This window comes from Pseudomonas sp. S2_F03 (assembly GCF_054668335.1).
This window is the reverse complement of sequence record NZ_CP162759.1, coordinates 2,350,170-2,374,317: the sequence shown is the minus strand read 5'-3', so window position 1 is coordinate 2,374,317 and position 24,148 is coordinate 2,350,170. Positions and strand designations below refer to the sequence as shown.

Here is a 24,148-nt window from a genome sequence, read left to right as displayed (position 1 = left end):
GAGCCGCGCTCACGTCCGGTATTTAAAAATGCCGTTCGCGCCCGGCAAACAGGTCGCGTAGATTGCCGCGATGACGCCAGACAATCAGCCCGGTGAGCACGCTCATGGGCAGCAACGCCGCCGGTTCTTGCCAGGCAAGCAGCGGTAGCGTCAGGGGTGTGGCGATCAGGGCGGCGAGTGAGCTGGTGCGGGTCAGGTAGAATGTCAGCAGCCAGGCGCAGACCGCCAGCAACGCGGCGGGCGGGTATAGCCCCAGTAACATGCCGGCCGCGGTGGCGACACCTTTGCCACCGCGAAAGCGAAAGTACACTGGAAACAGATGGCCGATGACGGCGCAGATGCCGATCCAGGCTTGTTCTTGCAGCGAAAGACCGGCAAGAGCGGCGATCAGCACGGGCAGCAAGCCTTTGCAGAGGTCGCCGAGCAGGGTCAGGACGGCGAGTTTCTTGCCGGCCAGGCGCAACATGTTGGTGGCGCCGGCATTGCCTGAGCCACTCATTCGCGGATCGGGACTCCCGGTCAGGCGGCTGAGCAAAATGGCGAAGGACAGCGAGCCGAGCAGGTAGGCGAGGATCGCCAATAACCAAAACATGCTAACTATTCCGGGCGAGGACGCCCTGATTCTAACGGCGCATTGCGCCCTTGTCGTGCAGCGGAGAAAAGTGCTTGGACAGAGTGTTTATCGAGGGCCTGGAAGTCGACACCGTGATCGGTGCCTACGACTGGGAGCGAGGCATCCGACAGTGCCTGCGTCTTGATCTGAGCTTCGCCTGGGACAATCGCCCGGCCGCCGCCGGTGACGACCTGACCCTGGCGCTCGATTACGCCAGTGTGTCGTCGCGCATCCAGGCGTTTGCCGAGCAGGCGCAATACCAACTGGTCGAGACTTTTGCCGAGCGTCTGGTTGAAGTGCTGATGAACGAATTCAAGATCACCTGGATGCGCCTCAAGCTGACCAAGCCTGGCGCTGTCCCGGCGGCCACCGGTGGTGTGGGCGTGGAGATCGAGCGCGGATGTCGCTGACTCAGGTGTACCTCGGGCTCGGTAGCAATATCGAGCGTGAAACCCATTTGCAGGCAGGTCTGGATGCCCTTGCGGAGTTTCTGGTGGATATCCGCTGTTCGGCGGTGTTCGAAAGTCAGCCAGTGGGCATCAAGAGCGGGCCGTTCTTCAATTTCGTGGTGTCGGCTTACACCGATCTGCCGCTGATGGAGCTCGACCGTCGATTGAAATTCATCGAGGCGGACAACGGTCGCTACGCACCGGACCGCAAGGGATTGCCGCTGGATATCGACGTCCTGCTGTTCGGTGATCTGGTGGGTAATTTTGATGGTTTGATCCTGCCGCGAGCCGAAATTTTGAAGAACGCTTTCGTGCTGTGGCCGTTATCGCTGATTGCGCCTGATCGCGTGCATCCGGGTGTAGGAAAGAGCTTTGCGACCTTGTGGGGCGAGGCGCAGATTGATCAAGTGTTGGCGCCGGTTGCGTTTGAGTGGCGTGGCGAGCAGCTAACACCTTCGAATTTGCTGTGATTTGACTGACATCATCGCGGGCAAGCCCGCTCCCACAAGGGTTGCATCGTACCTGTGGGAGCGGGCTTGCCCGCGATAGCTTCAGACAGACGCCGCTTCTTTGTAGGCCTTCAGCGCCTTCAGTCGTTCACGCTTGATCGCTTCACCCAACTCAGGCCCTTTGAAGCCCTTCTCCAGCAGCGGCTGGACCGCCACGCTTCTGGCTGCCGTCGCCGCACCGCGCAAATAATCCGCCTGTGGATAAGTTCTCTGTTCCAGACCTTTGCGTCCGCGTGCATCCATCTCGCACGCGTGGATAAATTCTTCGAACCGCTGAGGTCGTCGGTAGACGTCAAAACTCTGTAGCAAATCCAGCAGCGTCGAAGGCTTCAGCTCCAGGGCGCGATGACCATGGGTATGATATTCGCCCACCAGCAGTGCCAGTTCCTGGCAATCTCTCGGTGCCTTGAACCGTTCGTTGACCGCTTTGATCAGCTTCAAACCCCTGTGTTCATGGGCAATGTGCCGGGGCCAGTCTTCTTCGGGTGTCAGTCCTTTGCCCAGGTCATGCAGCAGGCAGGCCCAGCGCACGGTCAGCGGTTGTTTGTGATGCGCCGCTTGCTCGAGCACGCTCAGCGTATGCACCCCGGTGTCGATTTCCGGGTGATGAGCCTCGGGCTGGGGGACGCCAAACAACGCGTCAACTTCAGGCATCAGCACCTTGAGAGCGCCGCACCCGCGCAGCACTTCGATGAACACTTGCGGCTGATCTTCCATCAATGCGCGGGAAATTTCTTTCCAGCTGCGTTCGGCGGTCAGCGCTTCCAGTTCGCCCGATTCGCTGAGCTGGCGCATCAACTCCATGGTCTCGGGCGCGACGTTGAAACCTAGCGGCGCATAGCGTGCTGCAAAGCGGGCGACGCGCAGGACACGGAGCGGATCTTCGGCGAACGCGGGGGAAACGTGACGAAGAAGGCGGGCTTCCAGATCGCGCTGGCCATGGTAGGGGTCGGTCAGGTTTTGCTGATCGTCCTCGGCCATGGCGTTAATCGTCAGGTCGCGACGGATCAGGTCTTCTTCGAGGGTGACTTCGGGACTGGCGTGAAAGGTGAAACCGCCATATCCGCGTCCACTCTTGCGTTCGGTACGGGCAAGGGCATATTCCTCACCGCTTTTAGGGTGAAGAAATACCGGGAAATCCGCCCCGACCGGGCGAAATCCCTTGGCGAGCATCTCTTCAGTGGTGGCGCCCACCACGACCCAGTCGATATCGGTGACAGGTTTGCCGAGCAGGCGATCACGTACGGCACCGCCGACTTTATAAATCTGCATAAAAAACCTCCGTTAGCTCGACAGAATAACCGTTGCGTCGAACTTTCGGAGGCTCAAACCCGCTCAAAGATGAATGACGGCCAAGTCCAGCCGGCCGTAATCCCCTTCGCTATGCTCGTTTCTGGGTGGAACGTGATGGGTTTTCATCACCTGATCGCCTTGCAAGGTTTCCAGGTGGATATCAAAACCCCACAGGCGGTGCAGGTGCTTGAGCACTTCCTCGGTGGACTCGCCCAGCGGTTTGCGGTCGTGTTGCTGGTGACGCAGGGTCAGGGAGCGGTCGCCGCGCCGGTCAATGCTGTAAATCTGCACGTTGGGTTCGCGATTGCCCAGGTTGTACTGCGCCGCCAGGGTTTCACGGATGATGCGGTAGCCTTCTTCATCGTGAATCGCTGGTACGAGCAGGTCGTCCTTTTGATCGTCATCGAGAATGCTGAACAGTTTCAGGTCGCGGATCACTTTCGGTGACAGGTACTGAAGGATAAAACTCTCATCCTTGAAGCTGCTCATGGCGAACTTGATGGTTGACAGCCAGTCGGTGCCGGCAATTTCCGGGAACCAGTGGCGATCTTCATCGGTGGGTTCCTCGCACATCCGCCGGATGTCCCGGTACATGGCAAACCCGAGGGTGTAAGGGTTGATTCCGCTGTAGTAAGGGCTGTCAAAGCCGGGTTGAAACACAACGCTGGTGTGGGATGTCAGGAACTCCATCATGAAGCCGTCGGTGACCAGGCCTTCGTCGTACAGGTCGTTCATCAACGTGTAGTGCCAGAACGTGGCCCAGCCTTCGTTCATCACCTGGGTCTGGCGCTGAGGGTAAAAATACTGAGCGATCTTGCGCACGATCCGCACGATTTCCCGCTGCCAAGGCTCCAGTAGCGGTGCGTGTTTTTCGATGAAGTACAGGATATTTTCCTGAGGTTCGGCGGGGAAGCGTGCATTGTCCTTGTCGCTGTACTTGTCTGCGCCTTTTGGAATCGTGCGCCACAAATCATTGATCTGTTTCTGCAAATGCTCTTCCCGATCCTTTTGCCGGCGCCGTTCTTCTTCAGCGGAAATCGGGTAGGGGCGTTTGTAGCGGTCGACACCGTAGTTCATCAGTGCGTGGCAGGAGTCCAGCAAGTCCTCCACCGCGTCGATGCCGTGGCGCTCCTCGCACTGCATGATGTACTGCTTGGCAAACACCAGGTAATCAATGATCGAGCTGGCGTCGGTCCAGGTGCGGAACAGGTAATTGCCTTTGAAAAAGCTGTTATGCCCATAGCAGGCATGTGCCACGACGAGCGCCTGCATGCAGATGGTGTTTTCTTCCATCAGGTAAGCGATGCAAGGGTCTGAGTTGATCACGATCTCGTAGGCCAGTCCCATCTGCCCGCGACTGTAGGACTTTTCCGTGCTGAGGAAGTGTTTGCCGTAGGACCAATGGTGATACCCCAGTGGCATACCGACAGAGGCGTAGGCGTCCATCATCTGCTCGGCGGTGATGACTTCGATCTGGTTGGGGTACGTATCGAGTGCATAGCGAGCTGCCAGGCGACTGATTTCGCGGTCGTAGGCCTGGATCAGCTCGAACGTCCATTCGGAGCCGGTGGAAATGGGTTGGCGCTTCTGCTCTTTGGCGGTCATGTCACTAACCTGCGCTGGAAGAGTTCACGGAAGACCGGGTAGATATCCCCGGCCGAGACCAGTTGCTGCTGGGCGAAAGTGTCAGAAAAGGCTTCGGCTATGCGCTCGTACTCGAACCACAGGGCCTGATGTTCGCGCGGGGTGATCTCAACGTAAGTGTAGTACTGCACGAATGGCATTATCTGGTTGATCAGAATGTCACGGCAGATCGGCGAATCGTCATTCCAGTTGTCGCCGTCCGAAGCCTGGGCGGCATAAATGTTCCACTCGTTGCTCGGATAACGCTCGGCCATGATCTCCTGCATCAGTTTCAAGGCACTGGACACGATGGTGCCGCCGGTTTCGCGCGAGTAGAAGAACTCTTCTTCATCCACTTCGCGGGCACTGGTGTGGTGGCGGATGAACACGACGTCGATCTTGTCGTAGTTACGCTTGAGAAACAGGTACAGCAGGATAAAGAAGCGCTTGGCGATGTCCTTGGTCGCCTGCGTCATGGAGCCGGAGACGTCCATCAGGCAGAACATCACCGCTTTGGAGCTGGGATTGGGCTGCTTGATGAGCAGGTTGTACTTGAGGTCGAACGTATCGAGGAACGGGATGCGATGAATGCGCGCACTGAGTTTTTCGATTTCTTCTTCGATTTTCTGGATATCGCCGAAGTTGTCCGGTTCCTCCAGCTTCAGGCGCAGAAGTTCTTCTTTGGCTTCACGCAGTTTCGCCCGGCTGCTGCCGGACAGTGCAATGCGCCGTGCGTGGGCCGAACGCAGGGTGCGGATGATGTTGATGCGCGACGGGTTGCCTTCGTTGCTGATGCCTGCACGCACCGTTTTGAACGTGTCGGTGCCGGTCAGGTTGCGTTTGACCAGATTCGGCAATTCGAGGTCTTCGAACATGAACTCGAGGAATTCTTCCTGGGTGATCTGGAAGACGAATTCGTCCATCCCTTCACCCGAGTTGCCAGCCTTGCCGGGGCCTCTGCCACCGCCACCTCCGGGTGGGCGGGCGATGTGCTCGCCGCTGGTGAACTCCTTGTTGCCTGGATGTACGACGGTTTGTTTGCCGCCGCGACCGTGATGAAGCACCGGTTCGTCGATGTCCCGACCGGGAATGCTGATCTGTTCGCCGTGTTCCATGTCGGTAATGGACCGCCGGCTGACCGCCTCTTCGACAGCCTTTTTGATGTGGTCACGGTAACGCCGCAGAAACCGCTGACGGTTCACCGTGCTCTTGTTCTTGCCATTGAGACGTCGGTCGATCACATAGCTCATGACTGCTCCTTAGAAGCTGTCCTGAAAGGGGCGAGCGGTGGTGCAGCATCGAACCGAGAGCCAAGGGATATGCGACGCTCCCCCAAGCGCTGTGGATGCTGCTTGAACTCGCTACCGACTTTCGAACACCTTCCAGAGGCTTGTGTAACAGAAAATGCATGCACAGGCCTCTGGCTGACGACAACCGGTCTGACCGGCAGCGGGTTATTGTGATTTTCTGACCCGCAGGTACCACTCGGACAGCAGTCGGACCTGTTTGTCGGTGTAACCGCGCTCGACCATCCGTGTGACGAAGTCGTTGTGCTTCTGCTGGTCCTCTTTGCTGGCCTTGGCGTTGAAGCTGATGACCGGCAGGAGGTCCTCGGTGTTGGAGAACATTTTCTTCTCGATGACCACCCGCAGTTTTTCGTAGCTGAGCCAGGTCGGGTTCTTGCCGTTGTTGTTGGCCCGGGCGCGCAGCACGAAGTTGACGATTTCGTTGCGGAAATCCTTCGGATTGCTGATGCCGGCCGGTTTCTCGATTTTCTCCAACTCTTCGTTCAGGGCGACACGATTGAGGATTTCGCCGGTTTCCGGGTCGCGGTATTCCTGGTCCTGGATCCAGAAGTCGGCGTACAGCACGTAGCGATCGAAGATGTTCTGGCCGTACTCGCTATACGATTCGAGGTAAGCGGTCTGGATTTCCTTGCCGATGAACTCGATGTAACGCGGTGCCAGGTACTCCTTGAGGAAGCGCAGGTAGCGCTCGCGGGTTTCAGCCTGGAACTGTTCCTGTTCGATCTGTTGTTCCAGCACGTACAGCAAATGCACCGGGTTGGCGGCGATTTCGTGCGGATCGAAGTTGAAGACCTTCGACAGGATCTTGAACGCGAAGCGGGTCGAAAGGCCGTTCATGCCTTCGTCGACACCGGCGTTGTCGCGGTATTCCTGGATCGACTTGGCCTTCGGATCGGTGTCCTTGAGGTTTTCACCGTCGTACACGCGCATCTTGGAGTAGATGTTCGAGTTTTCCGGCTCCTTGAGGCGCGAGAGCACGGTGAACTGGGCAAGCATCTTCAAGGTGTCGGGCGCGCAATGGGCCTTGGCCAGCGAACTATTGAACAGCAGCTTGTCGTAGATCTTCACTTCGTCGCTGACCCGCAGGCAGTACGGCACTTTGACGATGTAGATCCGGTCGATAAACGCTTCGTTGTTCTTGTTGTTGCGGAAGGTGTGCCATTCCGATTCGTTGGAGTGGGCCAGCAGGATCCCGGTAAACGGGATCGCGCCGAGGCCTTCGGTACTGTTGTAGTTACCTTCCTGGGTGGCGGTCAGCAATGGGTGCAGCACCTTGATCGGCGCCTTGAACATTTCGACGAATTCCATCAGCCCCTGGTTGGCGCGGCACAGGGCGCCCGAGTAGCTGTAAGCATCGGCGTCGTTCTGTGGATATTCTTCCAGTTTGCGGATATCGACCTTGCCCACCAGGGCCGAGATGTCCTGGTTGTTCTCGTCACCCGGCTCGGTCTTGGCCACGGCGATCTGATTGAGGATCGACGGATAGAGTTTCACCACCCGGAACTGGCTGATGTCGCCGCCGAATTCGGCCAGGCGCTTGGTGGCCCATGGTGACATGATGGTGTTGAGGTAGCGCCGCGGGATGCCGAAGTCTTCTTCGAGGATCGCGCCATCTTCGGTGGCGTTGAACAGACCCAGTGGCGACTCGAATACCGGTGAGCCCTTGATTGCGTAGAAGGGCACTTTTTCGATCAGTTGTTTCAGCTTCTCGGCCAGGGATGACTTACCGCCACCGACGGGGCCAAGCAAGTAGAGGATCTGTTTCTTTTCTTCCAGGCCCTGAGCGGCATGACGGAAATACGACACGATCTGGTCGATGCATTCTTCCATCCCGTGGAAGTCTTCAAAGGCCGGATAGCGACGGATCACTTTGTTGGAAAAGATTCGCGACAGTCTCGAGTTGGTCGAGGTGTCGAGCAGCTCCGGTTCTCCGATGGCCAGCAGCAGACGCTCGGCGGCGGAAACGTAGGCGCTGCGGTCCTTTTTGCACAGCTCAAGATACTCTTGCAGTGAGAGTTCTTCCTGGCGTGTGGACTCGAAGCGTTGTTGGAAGTGGCTAAAGATACTCATGACGTCACCTCGCTCGATACGTGGAGCCGACGCCGGATCACTCAGTCGATGCTGGCAGCAACCGAACAGGCGGTTGCTGTTTACTCCCCAGAACTCTTTCGGTGCTGACTACGCCGAAAGCTACTCCCGATGACCCGCGCGCCGGTGTACCGGCTCTCCCCTGTTTTGGATGGCCTGCGCTTAAGGATAGTTGGGAATTCGGGAGGTAAAGGCGAGATACGTAATAAGTTATGCCAGACCGTTCGTCTGCCATCGCGCGAGCCCGCGGGGGACGGGGGCTCGCACGTTACAAAAAATTATTCCGAGGTGCCTTGCGCTGTTTCTGCAGGATAGGTTGTGCGCCACAGCTCAAAACCGCCATCCATGCTGTAGACGTCCGAGAATCCCTGGCTAATCAGGTAGGCCGCGGCGCCCTGGCTGGAATTGCCGTGGTAGCAGACCACGACGGTGGGGGCGTCCAGGTCTGCGCCCTGGATAAAGGCATGCAGGGAATGGTTGTCCAGATGCTTCGAACCGCTGATATGCAGCGCGGCGAAGGTAGCAGGGTCGCGAACATCGACCACCACCGCGCCTTGTTCACGCAGGGCCTGAGCCTGCTCTGGGGGGATACGTTTGAATTCGCTCATGGCGGGCTCCTGTGGCTCGTCGGTAACGCAGTCTGGCGCGGGGCGCTGGCTGGCGATTGTTCGGTAGTGATTGGGGCGATTGGTGGAGTGCTATGGCCCTGGTCGTCGCATTTGCATTGCAGGCGCTCGCCGGTGTCGACATTCATCAGCGTCATGGCGCCACCCCACACACAACCGGTATCGAGGGCAAAGATCCCCGGCTCGTCACACTGGCCTTCGAGTGCAGCCCAATGACCGAAAATGATCTTCAGGTCTTTGGTCTTGCGCTCTTTGTAAGTGAACCAGGGCTTATAGCCCGGTAGTGCAGTGTCGGCGCCTTCCTTGCTCTTGAGGTCGAGTTTGCCCTCGCGAGTGCAGAAACGCATGCGGGTGAAATAGTTGGTGATGACACGCAGGCGGGCTACACCCTTGAGGTCGTTGTCCCATTTCACCGGTTCGTTGCCGTACATGCCGTCGAGGTACGGCGCGATACGGTTGTCGTCGTGCAGCGCCTCTTCAACTTCGGCGGCGTATTTCAGGGCTTTGCGCAACGACCACTGGGGCGGGATGCCGGCATGAACCAGTGCGATGTCGCGCAGTTCGTCGTAGTGCATGAGCTTTTGCTGGCGCAGCCATTCCAGCAGTTCCGCGCGATCAGGCGCTTCGAGTATCTCGCGCAGGGTATCGTTTTTCTTCAGGCGTTCGATGTTGCGCCCGGCGGCCAGCAGGTGCAGGTCATGGTTGCCCAGTACGCACACCAGCGATTCACGAATGCCATAGAGAAAGCGCAAGGTTGCCAACGACTGCGGACCGCGGTTGACCAGGTCGCCCACCAGCCAGAGGCGATCCTTGGCCGGATCGAAAGCCACTCGCTCAAGCAGGCATTGCAGGGGCTCGAGGCAGCCTTGCAAGTCACCCACGGCGTACGTTGCCATTAGTGCAAGGCTCCGGGCACCGCCAGGCGGAATGGAGCGATGATGGCGTCGAAATGCTTACCGTCGTCGGCAATCATCTGATAGGTGCCTTGCATGGTGCCGACTTTGGTCGTCATGACCGTGCCGCTGCTGTAGGTGTGGTTTTCGCCGACCTGGATCAGCGGTTGCAAGCCTACGACACCCGCACCCTTGACCTCTTCGACATGCCCGTCACCATCGGTGATCACCCAATGCCGCGACAGCAGTTTGGCCGGTAACTCGCCGTTGTTGTGCACGGTAATGGTGTACGCAAAGGCAAAGCGGCTTTGCTCGGGTTGCGATTGTTCTGCCAGATAGCGGGTGACGACGCTGACGTCGACCTGATAACGAGGATCGGACATGCAAGAGGCCTTAAAAACGAAGCGGGACGCGGGGCTTAGCTGATGGAGTTCAGTCTAGGCCAAGTATCGGGTAGTAAACCAGACATCGCGTCTGGCGTCCTACCCGATAACGCTCGTCACCTGTCAGTCGGCGGCGGGTTTGTTCAGGACTTGTTCGCTGAGCTTGTCGGCCAGGCGCACGAAAGCGGCCAGGTCGAGCTGCTCGGGACGCAGGCTGCCATCGACGCCAGCCGCTTCGATCTCGGCATTGCTCAGGAGCAACTTGAGGGTGTTGCGCAGGGTCTTGCGGCGCTGGTTGAACGCTTCGCGAACGACACGTTCCAGCAGTTTGTGGTCTTTGGCCGGATGCGGCAGTACCGCGTGTGGCACCAGGCGCACAATGGCCGAATCAACTTTTGGCGGCGGATTGAATGCGCCCGGTCCGACGTTGAACAGATGCTCAACCCGGCAGTGGTACTGAACCATGATCGACAGGCGGCCCCAGTCACCGCCACCAGGACCCGCCGCCATGCGCTCGACCACTTCTTTTTGTAGCATGAAGTGCATGTCGCGGATCAGGCTGGCGTTGTGCAACAGGTGAAAAATCAGCGGTGTAGAGATGTTGTACGGCAGGTTGCCGACCACGCGCAGACTGCCCGGCGCGGCATTCAGGCTGTTGAAGTCGAACTTCAGGGCGTCGCCCTGGTGCAGGCTGAAGTTGCTCCTGCCGGCGAACTGCTGATTGAGGATCGGGACCAGGTCCTTGTCCAGTTCCACTACGTCCAGCTGGGCGCCGCTGTTGAGCAGGCCCTGAGTCAGCGCACCCTGGCCCGGGCCGATTTCCAATACGCGGTCTTCGGTTTTGGCATGGATGGAGCGCAGGATGCGGTCGATAACACCGGCATCGTGCAGGAAGTTCTGGCCAAAGCGTTTGCGCGCCTTGTGTTGGTAATGCTCGGTCATAAACGGGTCTCGGCCATCTGGTAGGCGGTTTCCAGGGCGACTTGCAGGCTGCCGGTGTCGATTCTGCCACTGCCGGCCAGATCCAGGGCGGTGCCGTGGTCGACTGACGTGCGGATGATCGGCAAGCCGAGGGTCACGTTGACTGCCGCGCCGAAGCCTTTGTATTTCAGCACAGGCAGCCCCTGGTCGTGGTACATCGCCAGCACCGCGTCGCAGTGCTCCAGATATTTGGGGGTAAACAGAGTGTCGGCGGGCAGGGGGCCGCGAAGGTCCATGCCTTCACCGCGCAGGCGCTCTAATGTAGGTTCGATGATGTCGATTTCTTCATGGCCCAGGTGTCCGCCTTCGCCGGCATGCGGGTTAAGCCCGCAGACCAGGATGCGTGGCTGGGCGATGCCGAATTTGTCTTGCAGGTCGGCATGCAGGATTCGTGTGACCCGCTCCAGACGCTCCGGTGTGATTGCATCGGCAATCTCGCGAAGGGGCAGGTGAGTGGTGACCAGTGCCACACGCAATCCGCGGGTGGCAAGCATCATCACCACTTGGGCGGTGTGGGTCAGGTCAGCGAGAAACTCCGTGTGCCCGGAAAAGGCAATGCCGGATTCGTTGATCACGCCCTTGTGCACGGGGGCGGTGATCATGCCGGCGAAATGCCCGTCCAGGCAGCCTTGGCCCGCACGGGTCAGGGTTTCCAGGACGAAAGCGGCATTGGCTTTGTCCAGTTGGCCGGCGGTGACCGGTGCATTGAGCGGTGTATCCCAGACATACAGGCTGTTGGCGGGTGCGGGTACATCCGGCCAACTGTCCGGGGTGACCGGCAATACATCGACAACCACACCCAGCTGCGCGGCCCGCTCAAGGAGCAGGTCGCGGCTGGTAATGGCAATCAGGGGGTGTGGCTGGGCTTGCGAGGCGAGCAGCAGGCACAGGTCAGGGCCTATGCCGGCCGGTTCGCCGGGTGTCAGCGCGAAACGCTTGGGTTTCACTGCGCTGCCTGGTCTGCACCAGGAAGTTTGATCTCTACGTACGCTTCGTCACGGATCTGACGCAGCCAGGTTTGCAGCTCTTCGTCGTATTTGCGGTTACGCAGTACGGTCATCGCCTGTTGCTCACGAGCCTGGGCAGTGCTGTCAGTGGCGCGACGGCCAAGGACTTCCAGAACGTGCCAGCCGTATTGGGTCTGGAATGGCTTGGACAACTGACCTTGCGGGGTCTTGGCCATCACTTCGCGGAATTCCGGTACCAGTGCGTTCGGGTCAACCCAGTTCAGGTCACCGCCGTTGAGGGCGGAACCCGGGTCTTCCGAATAGCTCTTGGCCAGTTCGCTGAAGTCTTCACCTGATTCAATACGAGCGTAGAGCGATTCAACCAAGGCCTTGGTTTTAGCTTCATCGCGGATCGGACTTGGTTTGACCAGGATGTGGCGCACGTGCACTTCGTCGCGTACCTGGGTCTGGCCGCCACGCTTTTCGAGGATCTTCAGGATGATGAAGCCGCCCGGTGTGCGCATCGGTTGTGTGACTTCGCCAACGGACATCGAGCTCAGCATGCGATCGAACGGAGGGGGCAATTGAGCGGCTTTACGCCAGCCCATGTCGCCGCCTTCCAGTGCGGTTTCGCTGGCGGATTTGGCGATTGCCAACTGACTGAAGTCAGCGCCTTGCTTGAGCTGCTGGTAAATCGAATCGGCCTGCTTGGCGGCATTCTGAATCGCATCGGAGTTGGCGCTTTCCGGTGTCGGGATCAGGATGTTGGCCAGGCGGAACTCTTCGGACAGTTGCATCTTGCCGAGGTCGGACGCGAGGAAGTTCTTCACTTCCTGTTCCGACACCTGGATGCGTTCGGCCACACGACGCTGACGCACACGGCTGATGACCATTTCACGGCGAATCTGTTCACGGGCGTCGTCGTAAGACAGGCCGTCATGAGTCAGGGCCGCGCGGAATTGATCCACCGACATGTTATTGCGCTGGGCAATGGTGCCAACCGCCTGGTTCAGTTCTTCATCGGTAATGCGGATACCCGAGCGTTCGCCGATCTGCAGTTGCAGGTTTTCGACGATCAGACGCTCAAGCACCTGCTGCTCCAGCACGCTGGCTGGTGGCACGGCAGTGCCGCGCTTGGCAATGGTTTGCTGAACTTCACGGACGCGTTGGTCCAGTTGGCTCTGCATGACCACGTCGTTGTCGACGATGGCCACCACTTTGTCGATGGACTGTACGGCAGCGTTGGCCGCAGTACCCAGGAACAGCGCGCCCAGCAAGAGCGGGCGCAGACAATCAGAAAGCTTGGTCTTCACGTTCACGATAACCTTGGATGCCTTTGTCGAGGAAACTCTCTACTTTGGAGCCAGTGAGGCCGCCGAGTCCCTTCAGAACAATTTGGAGGAAGACGCCGTGGTCGCCTTTTTCGTTTTGTGGAGCCTGCTGACTGAACTCGTCATAGGAAACCCAGTAACGGTTGATCAGGCGCAGTTTCCAGCAGCAGTTGTCGTACTCGAAACCACCGAAGGCTTCCAGGGTACGGTCACGGTTGTAGTCATACTGCCAGCGGCTGATGGCGTTCCATTGAGGAACGATCGGCCAGATAACCGAAAAGTCGTGCTGCTCGATCTTGTAGTAGTCCTTCACGTAGCCAGGCTGGCCAGGGGTGCCGTAGTCACCACCACCCACGGACCACTTACCGGTGTTCTGGTCATAACGGACCTGGTCATTGCGATAGCGATAGCCGGCGTTGATGACTTTGTTCGGGTTGTCCTCAGGCTGGTAGTGGAACATCGCGCTGCCCGAGCGAGGGCTGCGGCTGTCCGGGTCCCAGTTGTAGTCGGCCGTGGTGCGCCAATCGCGGTTCCAGCGGTATTCGTATTCCAGCGCGTAAGGCGAAACATTGGAATGCGCATCGTCGCGGGTTTTTGCATCGATACCCGGCAACTGGACTTCGCGGTCCTTGAAGTACAAGGCCTGGCCTACACTGACGCGTTGACGTTCGAAACCGTCATCTTCGATCCAGCGGTTGGTGACGCCCAGCGACAGTTTGTTCTCGTCGCCGACACGGTCGGAACCGGAGAAGCGGTTGTCACGGAACAGCGATGCATAGTTGAAGGTGTATTCGCCGGTGTCGAAAACAGGAATGTCTTCCTGGTCCACTTCTGGCACATAGAGGTAGTACAGACGCGGTTCAAGGGTCTGGCGATAGTTCTTGCCGAACCATTGGGTGTTGCGATCGAAGTACAGGCCGCTGTCGATGCTGGCAATCGGCACGCCACGGTTTTGATTGCTGTCGAAGGTACCGTTGAGTTGGTCCTGTTCCGGGGTCTGTGCAGCAATCTGCGATTTGCCGATGCTGTCGAGGTCCAGTTGGTACTGCGTGTACTGGTATTTGAGCTTGGGCGTCAGGAAACCATACGTCGAGCTCATTGGCAGGCTGATGGCGGGTGCCAGGTTCAGGCGGTCGCCAGTGGCACGTGCCAGGCCTTGAACGTTGGTGTCCAGGCGCGGCGACTCGTTCCCGTCTTCGTCGGTGAACGTGCCGTTTTTCAGGTCGCGATCAAATCGCACGACTTCTGTTTCGTAGTCGAAATCAAGCCCGCCTGGATGAGTAGGCAATGAACCATTAAAGGTGATCTGCGGCAAACGATCATACGGCGTGATGTTGGAAACGGTCGCCAGCTCATAGGCCTGGGCGTTGATGCGAGCGATGTAGCTGTCGCCACGGTAGGTGACCGAACCTTGTTGATTCACGTAGTCGGCGCTTTTTACACCGATCTGGTCAGTCTGCAGATCCTGGAAGTAATACGGATCGCTGATCTTGGTGTAATCGACCTGCGTGAGCACTCGCGAGTCGAGACCACCCTTGTGCTGCCAGTTATACATGTAGCGGTCTTTCTGGTAGTCGGTCTGCTTGCTGCGCTCGGTATCTTCGTCGTTGAGGTACGCAGCACCGAACTGACCTTCGCTGGACTTGGTGAGGTAACGGAATTCGCCCTCCATCAACAAGCCATGCTTTTCCATGTAGCGCGGGTACAACGTGGCATCGTAGTTGGGTGCCAGGTTGAAGTAATACGGTGTGACCAGCATGAAGCCGGTATCGCTGCCGGTACCGATGGTCGGCGGCAGGAAGCCCGACTGGCGACGGTCGTCGATCGGGAAGTAGATGTACGGCGTGTACAGGACTGGAATGTCCTTGACCCGCAATGTCACGTTGGTCGCGGTGCCGAAGCCGGTCGCCGGGTTCAGGGTGATGTTGTTACCCTTCAACTGCCAGGCGTTGCTGTTCGGTTCGCAGGTGGTGTACGTACCATCCTTGAGGCGGATGATCGCGTTTTCCGCACGTTTGGCGTACAGCGCGTTACCGCGGATGCGGGATTTGTGCATCACGTATTCGGCGTTGTCGACCTTGGCTTCACCGGTGTCGAGTTGCACATCGGCGTGGTCGCCGACGATCAGCGCGCCGTTGTCGCGAATACGCACGTCGCCATTGAGTTCGGCGCGGCTCTCGGCCTGATACAGGCTGGCCTCGTCGGACTCGACCTGCATGCTGCCCTGACGCAACACGACGTCTCCGGCCAGCGTGCCGACTTGATCTTCGGTGTTGTAGCGTGAGGCTTTGGCACCGATAAAGGTCGGCGCGTCACTTTTATTCGTCTTGTCATTCATGCCAGGACGAATCGGTTCGATATAGGAACCAGAGCAGTAAGGACCGGTTTCGGCCAATTGCGCGGCAGTGAGATTTTCGCGTGGCACCCAGTCGAGGTGGCTGTAATCTTCACTGCGCGACTTCATGCCGCGGCCTTTGGCCTCGGTAACGAGTGCGGGCTTGGCGCCGGTATCTTCGCTGGAGCCGTTCTCGGCTGCGGCTTCGCCAGTGGCGGAAACTGCGCTGCCCTCATGGATGGGACGCGGTGGCAATGCCGCCGCCGGCGATTTTGGCGCACAGTCCCAGGAGCCCGAAGCAGAGACTGAGCAGTCATACTGTTCCGCGGCGACCACGAATGAAGTGGCTAGGGGTTGCAGGGCCAGCAGACTGCCGGTAACCAACAACGGAAATTTTTTACGAAACGCGGGGGGGATTTCAATGCCATCTTATTAGTCCGGGCTTCCTGCGTGCCATCTGCCCGCGGTGTGGGCCGCACGCCTCTCGATGGTCTGAAAAAGATGCTGGATAATAAAGCATGACCCGCTTGACGGCTAGCGCCGTCGGAGACCCTGCAATGCCTGACCAAGATGTACGTTTGCAACACCTGAAAGTTTGGCTCGATGAGCAGTTGGCGATTCTCTTTGCAGAACAAGGTTGGGGCGTCGTACCCCCGGCCACACTGACTGCGGCCAGTAGTGACGCGAGTTTTCGGCGCTATTTTCGCTGGGAAGGCGAGGGCAAAAGCTTCATCGTGATGGACGCTCCGCCGCCCCAGGAAAACTGCAAACCCTTCGTGGATATCGCTTTTTTGCTGGCGAAATCCGGAATAAATGTGCCGAAAATTTATGCCGAAGACCTTGAGCGCGGTTTTCTTTTACTCAATGACCTGGGCAACAAGACTTACCTGGACGTGATCGACAGCGAAAACGCCGACGATATGTTCAACGACGCCCTGCAAGCGTTGTTGGCTTTTCAGCAGTTGCCGATGGTGGCGCCGTTGCCGAGTTACGACGTCGCGCTGCTGCGTCGCGAGCTGGAGTTGTTCCCTGACTGGTACGTCAAACACGAACTGGGCATCGAGTTCGATGCTGCGCAGAAAGTGCTGTGGCAGCAGGTCAGCGATCTGCTGATCGACAGCGCTCTGGCACAGCCCAAAGTCCTGGTGCACCGCGACTACATGCCACGCAACCTGATGCTCAGCGAACCGAACCCGGGTGTGCTGGATTTCCAGGACGCGGTGTATGGTCCCGTGACCTACGACGTGACCTGCCTGTTCAAGGACGCCTTCCTCAGCTGGCCTGAAGAGCGTGTGCGCGGCTGGCTTGAAAATTACTGGCAGCAAGCCGCTGCGCTCGACATTCCGGTTCAACCGGACTTCGAGGATTTCCTGCGTGCCAGCGACCTGATGGGCGTGCAACGTCACTTGAAAGTCATCGGCATCTTCGCCCGCATTTGCCATCGTGACGGCAAGCCGCGCTACCTGGCCGACGTGCCGCGCTTCTTTGCTTATATAGAGGCGGTGATCGCCCGCCGTCCTGAACTGGCGGAGCTGGATGTACTGCTCGCCAGTCTGCGCGCCGGAGTCCATGCATGAAGGCAATGATTCTGGCCGCAGGCAAAGGCGAGCGCATGCGCCCGCTGACCCTGACCACTCCCAAGCCGCTGGTTCGCGCTGGCGGCGTGCCGCTGATCGAGTATCACCTGCGCGCCCTGGCGGCAGCCGGTTTTACCGAGATCGTGATCAACCATGCCTGGCTCGGTCAGCAGATCGAAGATTATCTGGGCGACGGTTCGCGCTACGGCGTCAGCATTGCGTACTCGCCCGAAGGTGAGCCGCTGGAAACCGGTGGCGGGATTTTCCGGGCACTGCCGTTGCTGGGTGACGATGCTTTTGTGGTGGTCAACGGTGACATCTGGACCGACTACGATTTCAGCGTGCTGCACCAGCCCATTGCCGGGCTGGCTCACCTGGTATTGGCAAACAACCCGGCCCATCACCCGGTCGGCGATTTCACGTTGGCCGACGGGCACGTGAGCGATGGCCAACCGGGCGCAGCAACCCTGACTTACAGCGGCATCGCAGTGCTGCATCCGCAGTTGTTCGAGGGGTGTTCGGACGGGGCTTTCAAGCTCGCACCACTGTTGCGCAAAGCCATGGCCGAGGGGCAAGTCAGCGGTGACCGGCTCAAAGGCCTGTGGGTGGATGTCGGCACGCACGAACGCCTGGCCGAAGTTGAAACACTGATAGAAGCGAGCCGCTGAGATGTTGTGGCCAGGGACTCTGATCGGAGCCGGAGCTGGTTTTGCCATAGCCAGCATTCCGGGGGCCATGCTCGGTGCCTTGTTGGGGCAGGCGCTGGATCGGCGCTTGCACCTGCAAAGCGTTGGGCATTTGCTGGAAAAGCTCGGCGGTCGTCCGATGCTGCGCAACGATGAACTGCTGTTCGTGTTGTTGGGTCGGTTGGCCAAGAGCGATGGTCGGGTGGTGGAGGGTCACATCCAGCAGGCTCGCCAAGAGATGCGCTCTTTGGACATGTCTGATTCGGCGCAGCGGCGTGCCATTGCCGCGTTCAATCGGGGCAAGTCGGGGAATGACCGGTTACGCGGCTATCTGCGGCGCCTGAGTGCTCAGCCTCATGCGGCAGAAGGTGTCTTGCGCGCCTGTTGGCGGATGGTCTGGGCCGATGGCCGGGCCGGTCACCGCGAGCGCGAGCTGATTGCCCAGTGGGGGAAGTGGCTGGGCTGGACGCCGCACCAGGTTCAGGCGCTGGCGACCGATTATGAGCCGCACAAACGGCCACAGGTCAGCAACGCCATTACCTACCAGGATGCGTTGCGGCTTTTGGGCGTGTCGACCACCAGTGAGCCAGCGCAGATCAAGCGCGCGTATCGGCGCCTGCTCAGTCGTCATCACCCGGACAAGATTGCGGGCAGCGGGGCGACGGCATTGCAGGTTCGCGAGGCAACGGACAAGACGCGTGATCTGCACACGGCTTACACGTTGATTCGTGAGCGGCGGGATTTTCGTTAGCAGGAAAGAGGTCTGTCACCGGTGATGCCGCGATCGCGGGCAAGCCACGCTACCACAATGAACCTGTGTTCGCAGGTTGAAATGTGGGAGTGAGCCTGCCCGCGAATCGGGCGATGCGGTCTGTCAGTCCGCCGCGTTCTGCGGATTCAACCAGCCGCGCACCCGGCGCACCAATTGCTCTTGCTCCGCCTTGGCATCGCCGGGCAATGCCTTGAGCGAAACCTGGCTGAACGCCGATGCCTTCAAACGCTTGCTGGCCTGCAAACGCTCCAGCGCTGCGTTGCGATCCGCTGCTTTGTCCTTATAGAACAGATCAGCCGTCGGCAGCTTCAACGTCGGCGTCAATTCGGCCAGCTCAGGCTTCGCCGCAACCGGCGTCTGGGCGGCGACCATCACAAATTTTTCCACTTGCGAGGGCTGCTTCTCACTCAAGTAGCGCGCGGCCCAGTAAGCGCCCGTACCATGGCCCAGCACGACAATGCTGCGGGCGCTTTGTTGTTCGGCATAGGCAATGGCGGCGTCGATACGCGCGAAGATTCGTTCGGCGTCGGCCTTGGCTTGCTCCTCGCTGGTTTCGGCGATGGCCTTGTCCGCCACGTCTGCTTCACCGCCAGCAGCCTGCTCGATCGGGGCTGCGGTGGTGGAGTCTTTGCTGACGGCTTCCGGCGCTTTAGGTGCCGGCGCGACTTCGACGATGCGAGGTGCAATGGCGTCGCTTTGCAAGTCGGGCAAGGTGATACTCAGGCTGCTCCATTGGGCGTTGGGCAATTGACGGCGCAATGGGCCGATTGCTTGAGGCCAGTCAACTGTTTCGCCGGCGCCAGGGATGATAATCACTGCGCCCTTGGGCTCGGCGGTATTGGCCGGCTTCCACAAGGCGAGAAAATTGTCGGTGCCGGCTTGCAGTTGTTGCTGTTCCTGAGCAGGGATTTTTCGCTCAAGTGCTGTCGCTTCTTCCTGACTACGCTCAAGTAATGGCTGGCGTTCGACCGGTTTTTCTTCTGCGGGTTTTTCTTCAACGACAGGCGCCGGGTCGGCGGCCTCGACAGAAAAGGCACAAGGCAGGATCAGCGACAGGCACAATGCTGGCAGTGCCAGGCGGTAGACAGGGGGCATCGGATATTCCAGGCCAGAAGTGATTCCGGCAGCCTAATGGGTTAGTCAGTGTTTGTCAGTGTGTGAGACTTCGATGATGCGTTTTCGCTGCCTGTGGGTTATCGGCTGTTTATGGTTTCCCTTGATGGGGTGGGCGGGGTCTGCACCACCGACCCATGTCGCACGGCTATCACCTGTGCAACAGCAATGGCTGGCCACCCATGATGAATTGCGGGTCGGCGTGGTGTTGCAGGCGCCGTATGCTCAATATGATCGGCGCTTGCAACGGCTGTCCGGGGTTAACGTCGAGTTGATGAAGTGGCTGGCCCAGGCCCTCAATGTTGAGCTGCGCTGGCGCAATTTTCCTGATGTCGCACAACTGGAAGACGCCGCGCGCGAGGGGGAAGTCGACATCGCGGTAGGGTTGACTCAAACCCCGGCCGGTTTGCGGCTTTGGCAATTTACCGACCCGTACATGCGGGTGCCGCAACTGGTGGTCAGCGATCAGAAAGGCACCGGTGTCGTGGAGTTGGAGAAGCTCGACAGCCAGACCCGCGTAGCGGTGCGCATGCCCAGCGCGACCGCCGATTATCTGCGCAGCAATTACCCGCATCTGAATCTGCAAGGCGTACCGATCGAGCGCCAGGCGCTGCAATTGTTGCTGAGTCAGCAGGCCGGCTACGCGGTGGTCGATGAAGCACAGCTGGGGCGTTTGATTGCTGAACCCGAATTCGCCGGGCTGGTCGTGGTGGGCGATATCGGCTTGCCGCAATTGCTGCGAGTGGCCACTCGCCGGGATTGGCCTGAGCTGGCCGGCATCGTCGAAAGTGCGCTGCGGGCAATCCCGGCAAAAGACCTGGAGCAACTGCACAACCAATGGCTGCAGCCCAAGTATCCAAGGTTCTCCGAGTCCCCGGGTTTCTGGCAAAACCTCTGTCTGCTGCTCGCCGTGGTGATGCTGAGCAGCATGGCCGCGGTGATCTGGCAGCGGCGCCAACAACACAGCCTGGAGCAGCGCCTGTTGGCCGCGCGCGAAGACATTGCCCTGCGTGAGGCCAGCGAAGAAGCGCTGCGCCTGACGCAGTTTTCCATCGATCAGAGCACCGTCGGTATTCTCTGGGTCAATTGGGACAGCCATGTGCGTTACACCAACCGCGCCGCAGAAACCATGCTCGGCTACCCACCGGGCGGGATCATTGATCGGCCGCTGATCGACTTCGAGCCTGGTTTGCACATGGATCGCTGGCTGAACTTATGGAAGCGCGCACGGGCCAGCGAGGATGGACCGCAAAGTTTCGAAACCCAGTGCGTGCGGGCCGATGGCAGCATTTTACCGACGGATGTTTCGTTGAGCTTTATGCGCTTCCGTGATGGCGAATACCTGGTGGTCTACCTCAATGACGTCACCGAGCGTCGTCGGGCATTGGCCGCGTTGCAGGAAAGCGAGGCACGGTTGCAGGGGATCGCTGCCAACGTTCCCGGGCTGGTCTTTCGCCTGGAGCGCGCGCTGGTGACGGGGCAAATCGACTTTGCCTACATCAGTGAAGGCAGTGAAAGCCTGGTAGGGTACTCGCCGGCTACCCTGGCCCATCGCGACAAAGGCTTGCGCAGCCTGGTGCACCCGGACGACAAGGCGAGCTATCACCAGACTCAGGACCTTGCGCTCGATACTGACAGCGACTGGTCGTGGCAAGGACGGATCCTGACCCGTTCGGGTGAACAGCGTTGGGCCGAAATCAAAGCCATCACCCGTCGGCTCGAAGACGGCACCTATGTCTGGGACGGTATCGTCTGGGACATTAGCGAGAGCAAGCGTATTGAGCTGGAACTCGCCAGCTCCCGCGAGCAGTTGCGCGAGTTGTCCGCCCATCTGGAGAGCGTGCGCGAAGAGGAAAAGGCCCGTATCGCCAGGGAAGTCCACGACGAACTGGGTCAGATGCTGACCGTGCTCAAACTGGAAACGTCCATGTGCGAATTGGCATACGCCCAACTCGACCCGGGTCTGAACGAACGCTTGAACAGCATGAAGCGCTTGATCGCCCAGCTGTTCCAATTGGTGCGCGACGTGGCCACGGCGCTGCGACCACCGATCCTGGATGCCGGGATCGCGTCTGCCATCGAATGGCAGGCCCGGCGTTTCGAGGCGCGCACACAGATCCCTTGTTTGGTGCAGGTGCCGGACAATCTGCCACTGCTCAGCGATGCGAGGGCAATTGGTTTGTTCCGGATCCTTCAGGAGGCCCTGACCAATGTCATGCGTCATGCCCAGGCGCATACTGTCGAACTGTCATTGTCGCTGGACGGCAACGAGTTGTGTCTGACGGTCAGCGATGATGGCGTAGGATTTGTCGCCGCGACCGGCAGGCCGACCTCCTTCGGGATTGTCGGCATGCGTGAGCGGGTGTTGATCATGGGCGGGCAGTTGTCGCTTGAAAGTGAACCGGGTGAAGGCACCACCCTGAGTGTGCGCGTGCCGGTGGATGAAGTTTGAAGAATAGGTGTTGGTTGTATTGACGCCTTCGCGAGCCTGCTCGCGAATGATCTTGAATCTGGAGAAGACTGTGATCCGTGTACTGGTAGCTGAAGACCACACCATCGTTCGCGAAGGCATCAAGCAATTGATTGGCCTGGCCAAGGACTTGCTGGTGGTGGGGGAGGCGAGCAATGGCGAACAGTTGCTCGAGACCTTGCGGCATGTGCCCTGCGAGGTGGTATTGCTGGATATCTCCATGCCGGGCGTCAATGGCCTGGAAGCGATTCCGCGCATTCGTGCACTGAACAATCCGCCCGCCATCCTGGTGCTGTCGATGCACGACGAAGCACAAATGGCCGCCCGGGCGTTGAAGGTCGGCGCTGCGGGGTATGCGACCAAGGACAGCGATCCGGCCCTGCTGCTGACGGCGATCCGCAAAGTGGCGGCGGGCGGGCGCTATATCGATCCGGACCTCGCCGACCGCATGGTGTTCGAAGTCGGCCTGACCGATTCACGGCCATTGCATTCATTGCTTTCAGAGCGCGAGTTTTCGGTGTTCGAACGTCTTGCCCAAGGCGTTAACGTCAATGACATCGCCCAGCAATTGGCACTGAGCAACAAAACCATCAGCACCCACAAGGCGCGGCTGATGCAGAAGCTCAACATCACGTCCCTGGCGGAACTGGTGAAGTACGCGATGGAACACAAACTCCTCTAAACCCCGCCGCGAACCCTTTAGGAGCAAGGCTTGCCCGCGATGGCGTCCTTGAAATCGTCATCGCGAGCAAGCTTTGCTCCTGCAAGACAAACGCGGTGGCATATCCATTTACGACACCCCGCCAACCTGCTTTTGCCAGTCCTTGCGGCTTGTAGCCGACCGCTTGCCGCTGCGTTTGCCAAAACGCGCCATCCTTGTAGGGCAATCCCTACCCCGAGCCTTCCGTCCGGCTGAGGCGATTCTCTCCTGCACCCCGATTTGCGTGGTCGGCAGGGTCCACTAGGCTTAGTCCCACAGCAGTCATCAATAACAAAGGTGTGGGTATGAGCCAGGTCGATTCAAGCGCAGGGGCCAGCGATATTCTGGTCAGCTTTCGTGGAGTGCAAAAAAGCTACGACGGCGAGAACCTGATCGTCAAAGACCTCAACCTGGACATTCGCAAAGGCGAATTCCTCACCTTGCTCGGGCCGTCCGGCTCCGGCAAGACCACCAGCCTGATGATGCTCGCCGGTTTCGAAACCCCGACCGCGGGCGAAATCCTGTTGGCCGGGCGCGCCATCAATAACGTGCCGCCGCACAAGCGCGACATTGGCATGGTGTTCCAGAACTACGCATTGTTCCCGCACATGACGGTCGCCGAGAACCTCGCGTTCCCGTTGACCGTGCGCGGTCTGAACAAGAGCGATGTCAGCGACAAGGTCAAGCGCGTCCTGAGCATGGTGCAACTCGACGCCTTTGCTCAACGTTATCCGGCCCAACTGTCCGGCGGTCAGCAACAGCGTGTGGCGTTGGCCCGTGCGTTGGTGTTCGAGCCGCAACTGGTGCTGATGGACGAACCGCTCGGCGCACTCGATAAGCAACTGCGCGAACACATGCAGATGGAGATCAAGCACCTGCATCAACGCCTCGGTGTGACCGTGGTCTACGTGACTCACGACCAGGGCGAAGCCCTGACGATGTCTGACCGGGTTGCGGTGTTCCATCAAGGTGAAATTCAACAGATCGCACCGCCGCGTACGCTTTACGAAGAACCGAAAAACACCTTCGTCGCCAACTTCATCGGCGAGAACAACCGCCTCAACGGCCGCTTGCATAGCCAGACCGGCGACCGCTGCATCGTTGAACTGGGTCGCGGCGAGAAGGTTGAAGCGCTGGCGGTCAACGTCGGCAAGACCGGCGAACCCGTCACCCTGTCGATTCGCCCCGAGCGTATCAGCCTCAATGGTTCCAGCGAGTCATGCGTCAACCGCTTCTCAGGGAGGGTGGCGGAATTCATCTATCTGGGCGACCACGTCCGGGTTCGCCTGGAAGTCTGCGGCAAGACTGACTTCTTCGTGAAACAACCGATTGCCGAGCTCGATCCCGCGCTGGCTGTCGGCGACGTGGTACCGCTTGGCTGGCAGGTCGAACACGTTCGCGCGCTCGACCCACTTTTAGAGGCGAACTGATCGCCCCGGCTTCAACAACACC

General features: G+C 59.2%; 20 protein-coding genes and 1 pseudogene. 8 read left to right on the top strand and 13 right to left on the bottom strand.

The genetic code is table 11. The features are described 5' to 3' along the window. Positions 1-22 precede the first annotated feature (22 nt). Positions 23-592, bottom strand: a complete 570-nt coding sequence (plsY, locus tag AB4N76_RS11280; protein ID WP_046029970.1) for a glycerol-3-phosphate 1-O-acyltransferase PlsY — start codon at positions 590-592, stop codon at positions 23-25. Between the two features lie 74 nt (positions 593-666). Here plsY and folB point away from each other — a divergent pair, with 74 nt between their 5' ends. Both folB and folK read left to right on the top strand, forming a co-directional pair. Further along, positions 667-1,023 (top strand): dihydroneopterin aldolase, encoded by a 357-nt coding sequence (gene folB / locus AB4N76_RS11275; protein WP_077431164.1) that lies wholly within the window; start codon positions 667-669, stop codon positions 1,021-1,023. Then, positions 1,014-1,532 (top strand): 2-amino-4-hydroxy-6-hydroxymethyldihydropteridine diphosphokinase, encoded by a 519-nt coding sequence (gene folK, locus AB4N76_RS11270; RefSeq protein WP_077431165.1) that lies wholly within the window; start codon positions 1,014-1,016, stop codon positions 1,530-1,532. The genes folB and folK overlap by 10 nt, the downstream gene beginning before the upstream one ends. A gap of 81 nt (positions 1,533-1,613) precedes the next feature. On the opposite strand, the gene AB4N76_RS11265 is transcribed toward folK, so the two are convergent. The 11 genes and pseudogenes from AB4N76_RS11265 to AB4N76_RS11215 form a co-directional block, all read right to left on the bottom strand. Further along, on the bottom strand, positions 1,614-2,843 hold the full coding sequence (locus AB4N76_RS11265; protein WP_046029978.1) for a multifunctional CCA addition/repair protein: 1,230 nt from the start codon (positions 2,841-2,843) through the stop codon (positions 1,614-1,616). Positions 2,844-2,906: 63 nt separating this feature from the next. Continuing rightward, complete coding sequence (locus tag AB4N76_RS11260) at positions 2,907-4,469, bottom strand: SpoVR family protein (protein ID WP_046029980.1); 1,563 nt, start codon at positions 4,467-4,469, stop codon at positions 2,907-2,909. Next, positions 4,466-5,737 carry a YeaH/YhbH family protein gene (locus AB4N76_RS11255; RefSeq protein ID WP_046029982.1) on the bottom strand — a complete coding sequence of 424 codons (1,272 nt, stop codon included), beginning with the start codon at positions 5,735-5,737 and terminating at the stop codon, positions 4,466-4,468. The genes AB4N76_RS11260 and AB4N76_RS11255 overlap by 4 nt, the downstream gene beginning before the upstream one ends. A 204-nt stretch (positions 5,738-5,941) precedes the next feature. Beyond that, the gene (locus tag AB4N76_RS11250) at positions 5,942-7,864 is read right to left on the bottom strand and encodes a PrkA family serine protein kinase (protein WP_046029985.1); all 1,923 of its coding nucleotides are present in this window, start codon (positions 7,862-7,864) and stop codon (positions 5,942-5,944) included. A 296-nt stretch (positions 7,865-8,160) separates the two neighbouring features. Further along, a complete protein-coding gene (glpE, locus tag AB4N76_RS11245) occupies positions 8,161-8,490 on the bottom strand; it encodes a thiosulfate sulfurtransferase GlpE (protein ID WP_008061556.1) in 330 nt (109 codons plus the stop codon). Further along, a complete protein-coding gene (locus AB4N76_RS11240; RefSeq protein ID WP_046029989.1) occupies positions 8,487-9,404 on the bottom strand; it encodes a symmetrical bis(5'-nucleosyl)-tetraphosphatase in 918 nt (305 codons plus the stop codon). Before AB4N76_RS11240 ends, glpE begins: the two co-directional genes overlap by 4 nt. Continuing rightward, positions 9,404-9,784, bottom strand: a complete 381-nt coding sequence (gene apaG / locus AB4N76_RS11235) for a Co2+/Mg2+ efflux protein ApaG (RefSeq protein ID WP_046029991.1) — start codon at positions 9,782-9,784, stop codon at positions 9,404-9,406. The genes AB4N76_RS11240 and apaG overlap by 1 nt, the downstream gene beginning before the upstream one ends. A gap of 123 nt (positions 9,785-9,907) precedes the next feature. Beyond that, positions 9,908-10,726, bottom strand: coding sequence for a 16S rRNA (adenine(1518)-N(6)/adenine(1519)-N(6))-dimethyltransferase RsmA (rsmA, locus tag AB4N76_RS11230; protein ID WP_046029992.1), 819 nt, complete (start codon positions 10,724-10,726; stop codon positions 9,908-9,910). Further along, positions 10,723-11,712: a 4-hydroxythreonine-4-phosphate dehydrogenase PdxA gene (gene pdxA / locus AB4N76_RS11225; RefSeq protein ID WP_046029996.1), complete on the bottom strand. Its 990-nt coding sequence runs from the start codon at positions 11,710-11,712 to the stop codon at positions 10,723-10,725. Before pdxA ends, rsmA begins: the two co-directional genes overlap by 4 nt. Next, a complete protein-coding gene (gene surA / locus AB4N76_RS11220) occupies positions 11,709-13,025 on the bottom strand; it encodes a peptidylprolyl isomerase SurA (protein ID WP_046030065.1) in 1,317 nt (438 codons plus the stop codon). Before surA ends, pdxA begins: the two co-directional genes overlap by 4 nt. Beyond that, positions 13,006-15,806: pseudogene (locus AB4N76_RS11215) on the bottom strand (LPS-assembly protein LptD). Before AB4N76_RS11215 ends, surA begins: the two are co-directional and overlap by 20 nt. Before the next feature lie 129 nt (positions 15,807-15,935). Between AB4N76_RS11215 and AB4N76_RS11210 the strand changes: the two are divergent. From AB4N76_RS11210 to AB4N76_RS11200, 3 genes are read left to right on the top strand one after another with little or no spacing between them, the layout of a single operon-like run. Continuing rightward, complete coding sequence (locus AB4N76_RS11210; protein WP_077431167.1) at positions 15,936-16,955, top strand: aminoglycoside phosphotransferase family protein; 1,020 nt, start codon at positions 15,936-15,938, stop codon at positions 16,953-16,955. Then, positions 16,952-17,623, top strand: a complete 672-nt coding sequence (gene murU / locus AB4N76_RS11205; RefSeq protein WP_046030004.1) for an N-acetylmuramate alpha-1-phosphate uridylyltransferase MurU — start codon at positions 16,952-16,954, stop codon at positions 17,621-17,623. The genes AB4N76_RS11210 and murU overlap by 4 nt, the downstream gene beginning before the upstream one ends. Before the next feature lies 1 nt (position 17,624). Continuing rightward, entirely contained in the window at positions 17,625-18,392 is a 768-nt protein-coding gene (locus AB4N76_RS11200; protein ID WP_046030007.1) for a TerB family tellurite resistance protein, read from the top strand. A 123-nt stretch (positions 18,393-18,515) separates the two neighbouring features. On the opposite strand, the gene AB4N76_RS11195 is transcribed toward AB4N76_RS11200, so the two are convergent. After that, positions 18,516-19,508 (bottom strand): alpha/beta hydrolase family protein, encoded by a 993-nt coding sequence (locus AB4N76_RS11195; RefSeq protein WP_046030010.1) that lies wholly within the window; start codon positions 19,506-19,508, stop codon positions 18,516-18,518. Between the two features lie 73 nt (positions 19,509-19,581). On the opposite strand from AB4N76_RS11195, the gene AB4N76_RS11190 reads away from it, so the two are divergent. From AB4N76_RS11190 to AB4N76_RS11180, 3 genes are all read left to right on the top strand, one after another. After that, positions 19,582-21,978, top strand: a complete 2,397-nt coding sequence (locus tag AB4N76_RS11190) for a PAS domain-containing sensor histidine kinase (RefSeq protein ID WP_046030012.1) — start codon at positions 19,582-19,584, stop codon at positions 21,976-21,978. Positions 21,979-22,048: 70 nt separating this feature from the next. Next, positions 22,049-22,678 (top strand): response regulator, encoded by a 630-nt coding sequence (locus AB4N76_RS11185; protein ID WP_046030067.1) that lies wholly within the window; start codon positions 22,049-22,051, stop codon positions 22,676-22,678. Positions 22,679-23,001: 323 nt separating this feature from the next. Continuing rightward, the gene (locus AB4N76_RS11180) at positions 23,002-24,126 is read left to right on the top strand and encodes an ABC transporter ATP-binding protein (protein WP_046030013.1); all 1,125 of its coding nucleotides are present in this window, start codon (positions 23,002-23,004) and stop codon (positions 24,124-24,126) included. The last annotated feature ends 22 nt before the right edge of the window (positions 24,127-24,148 follow it).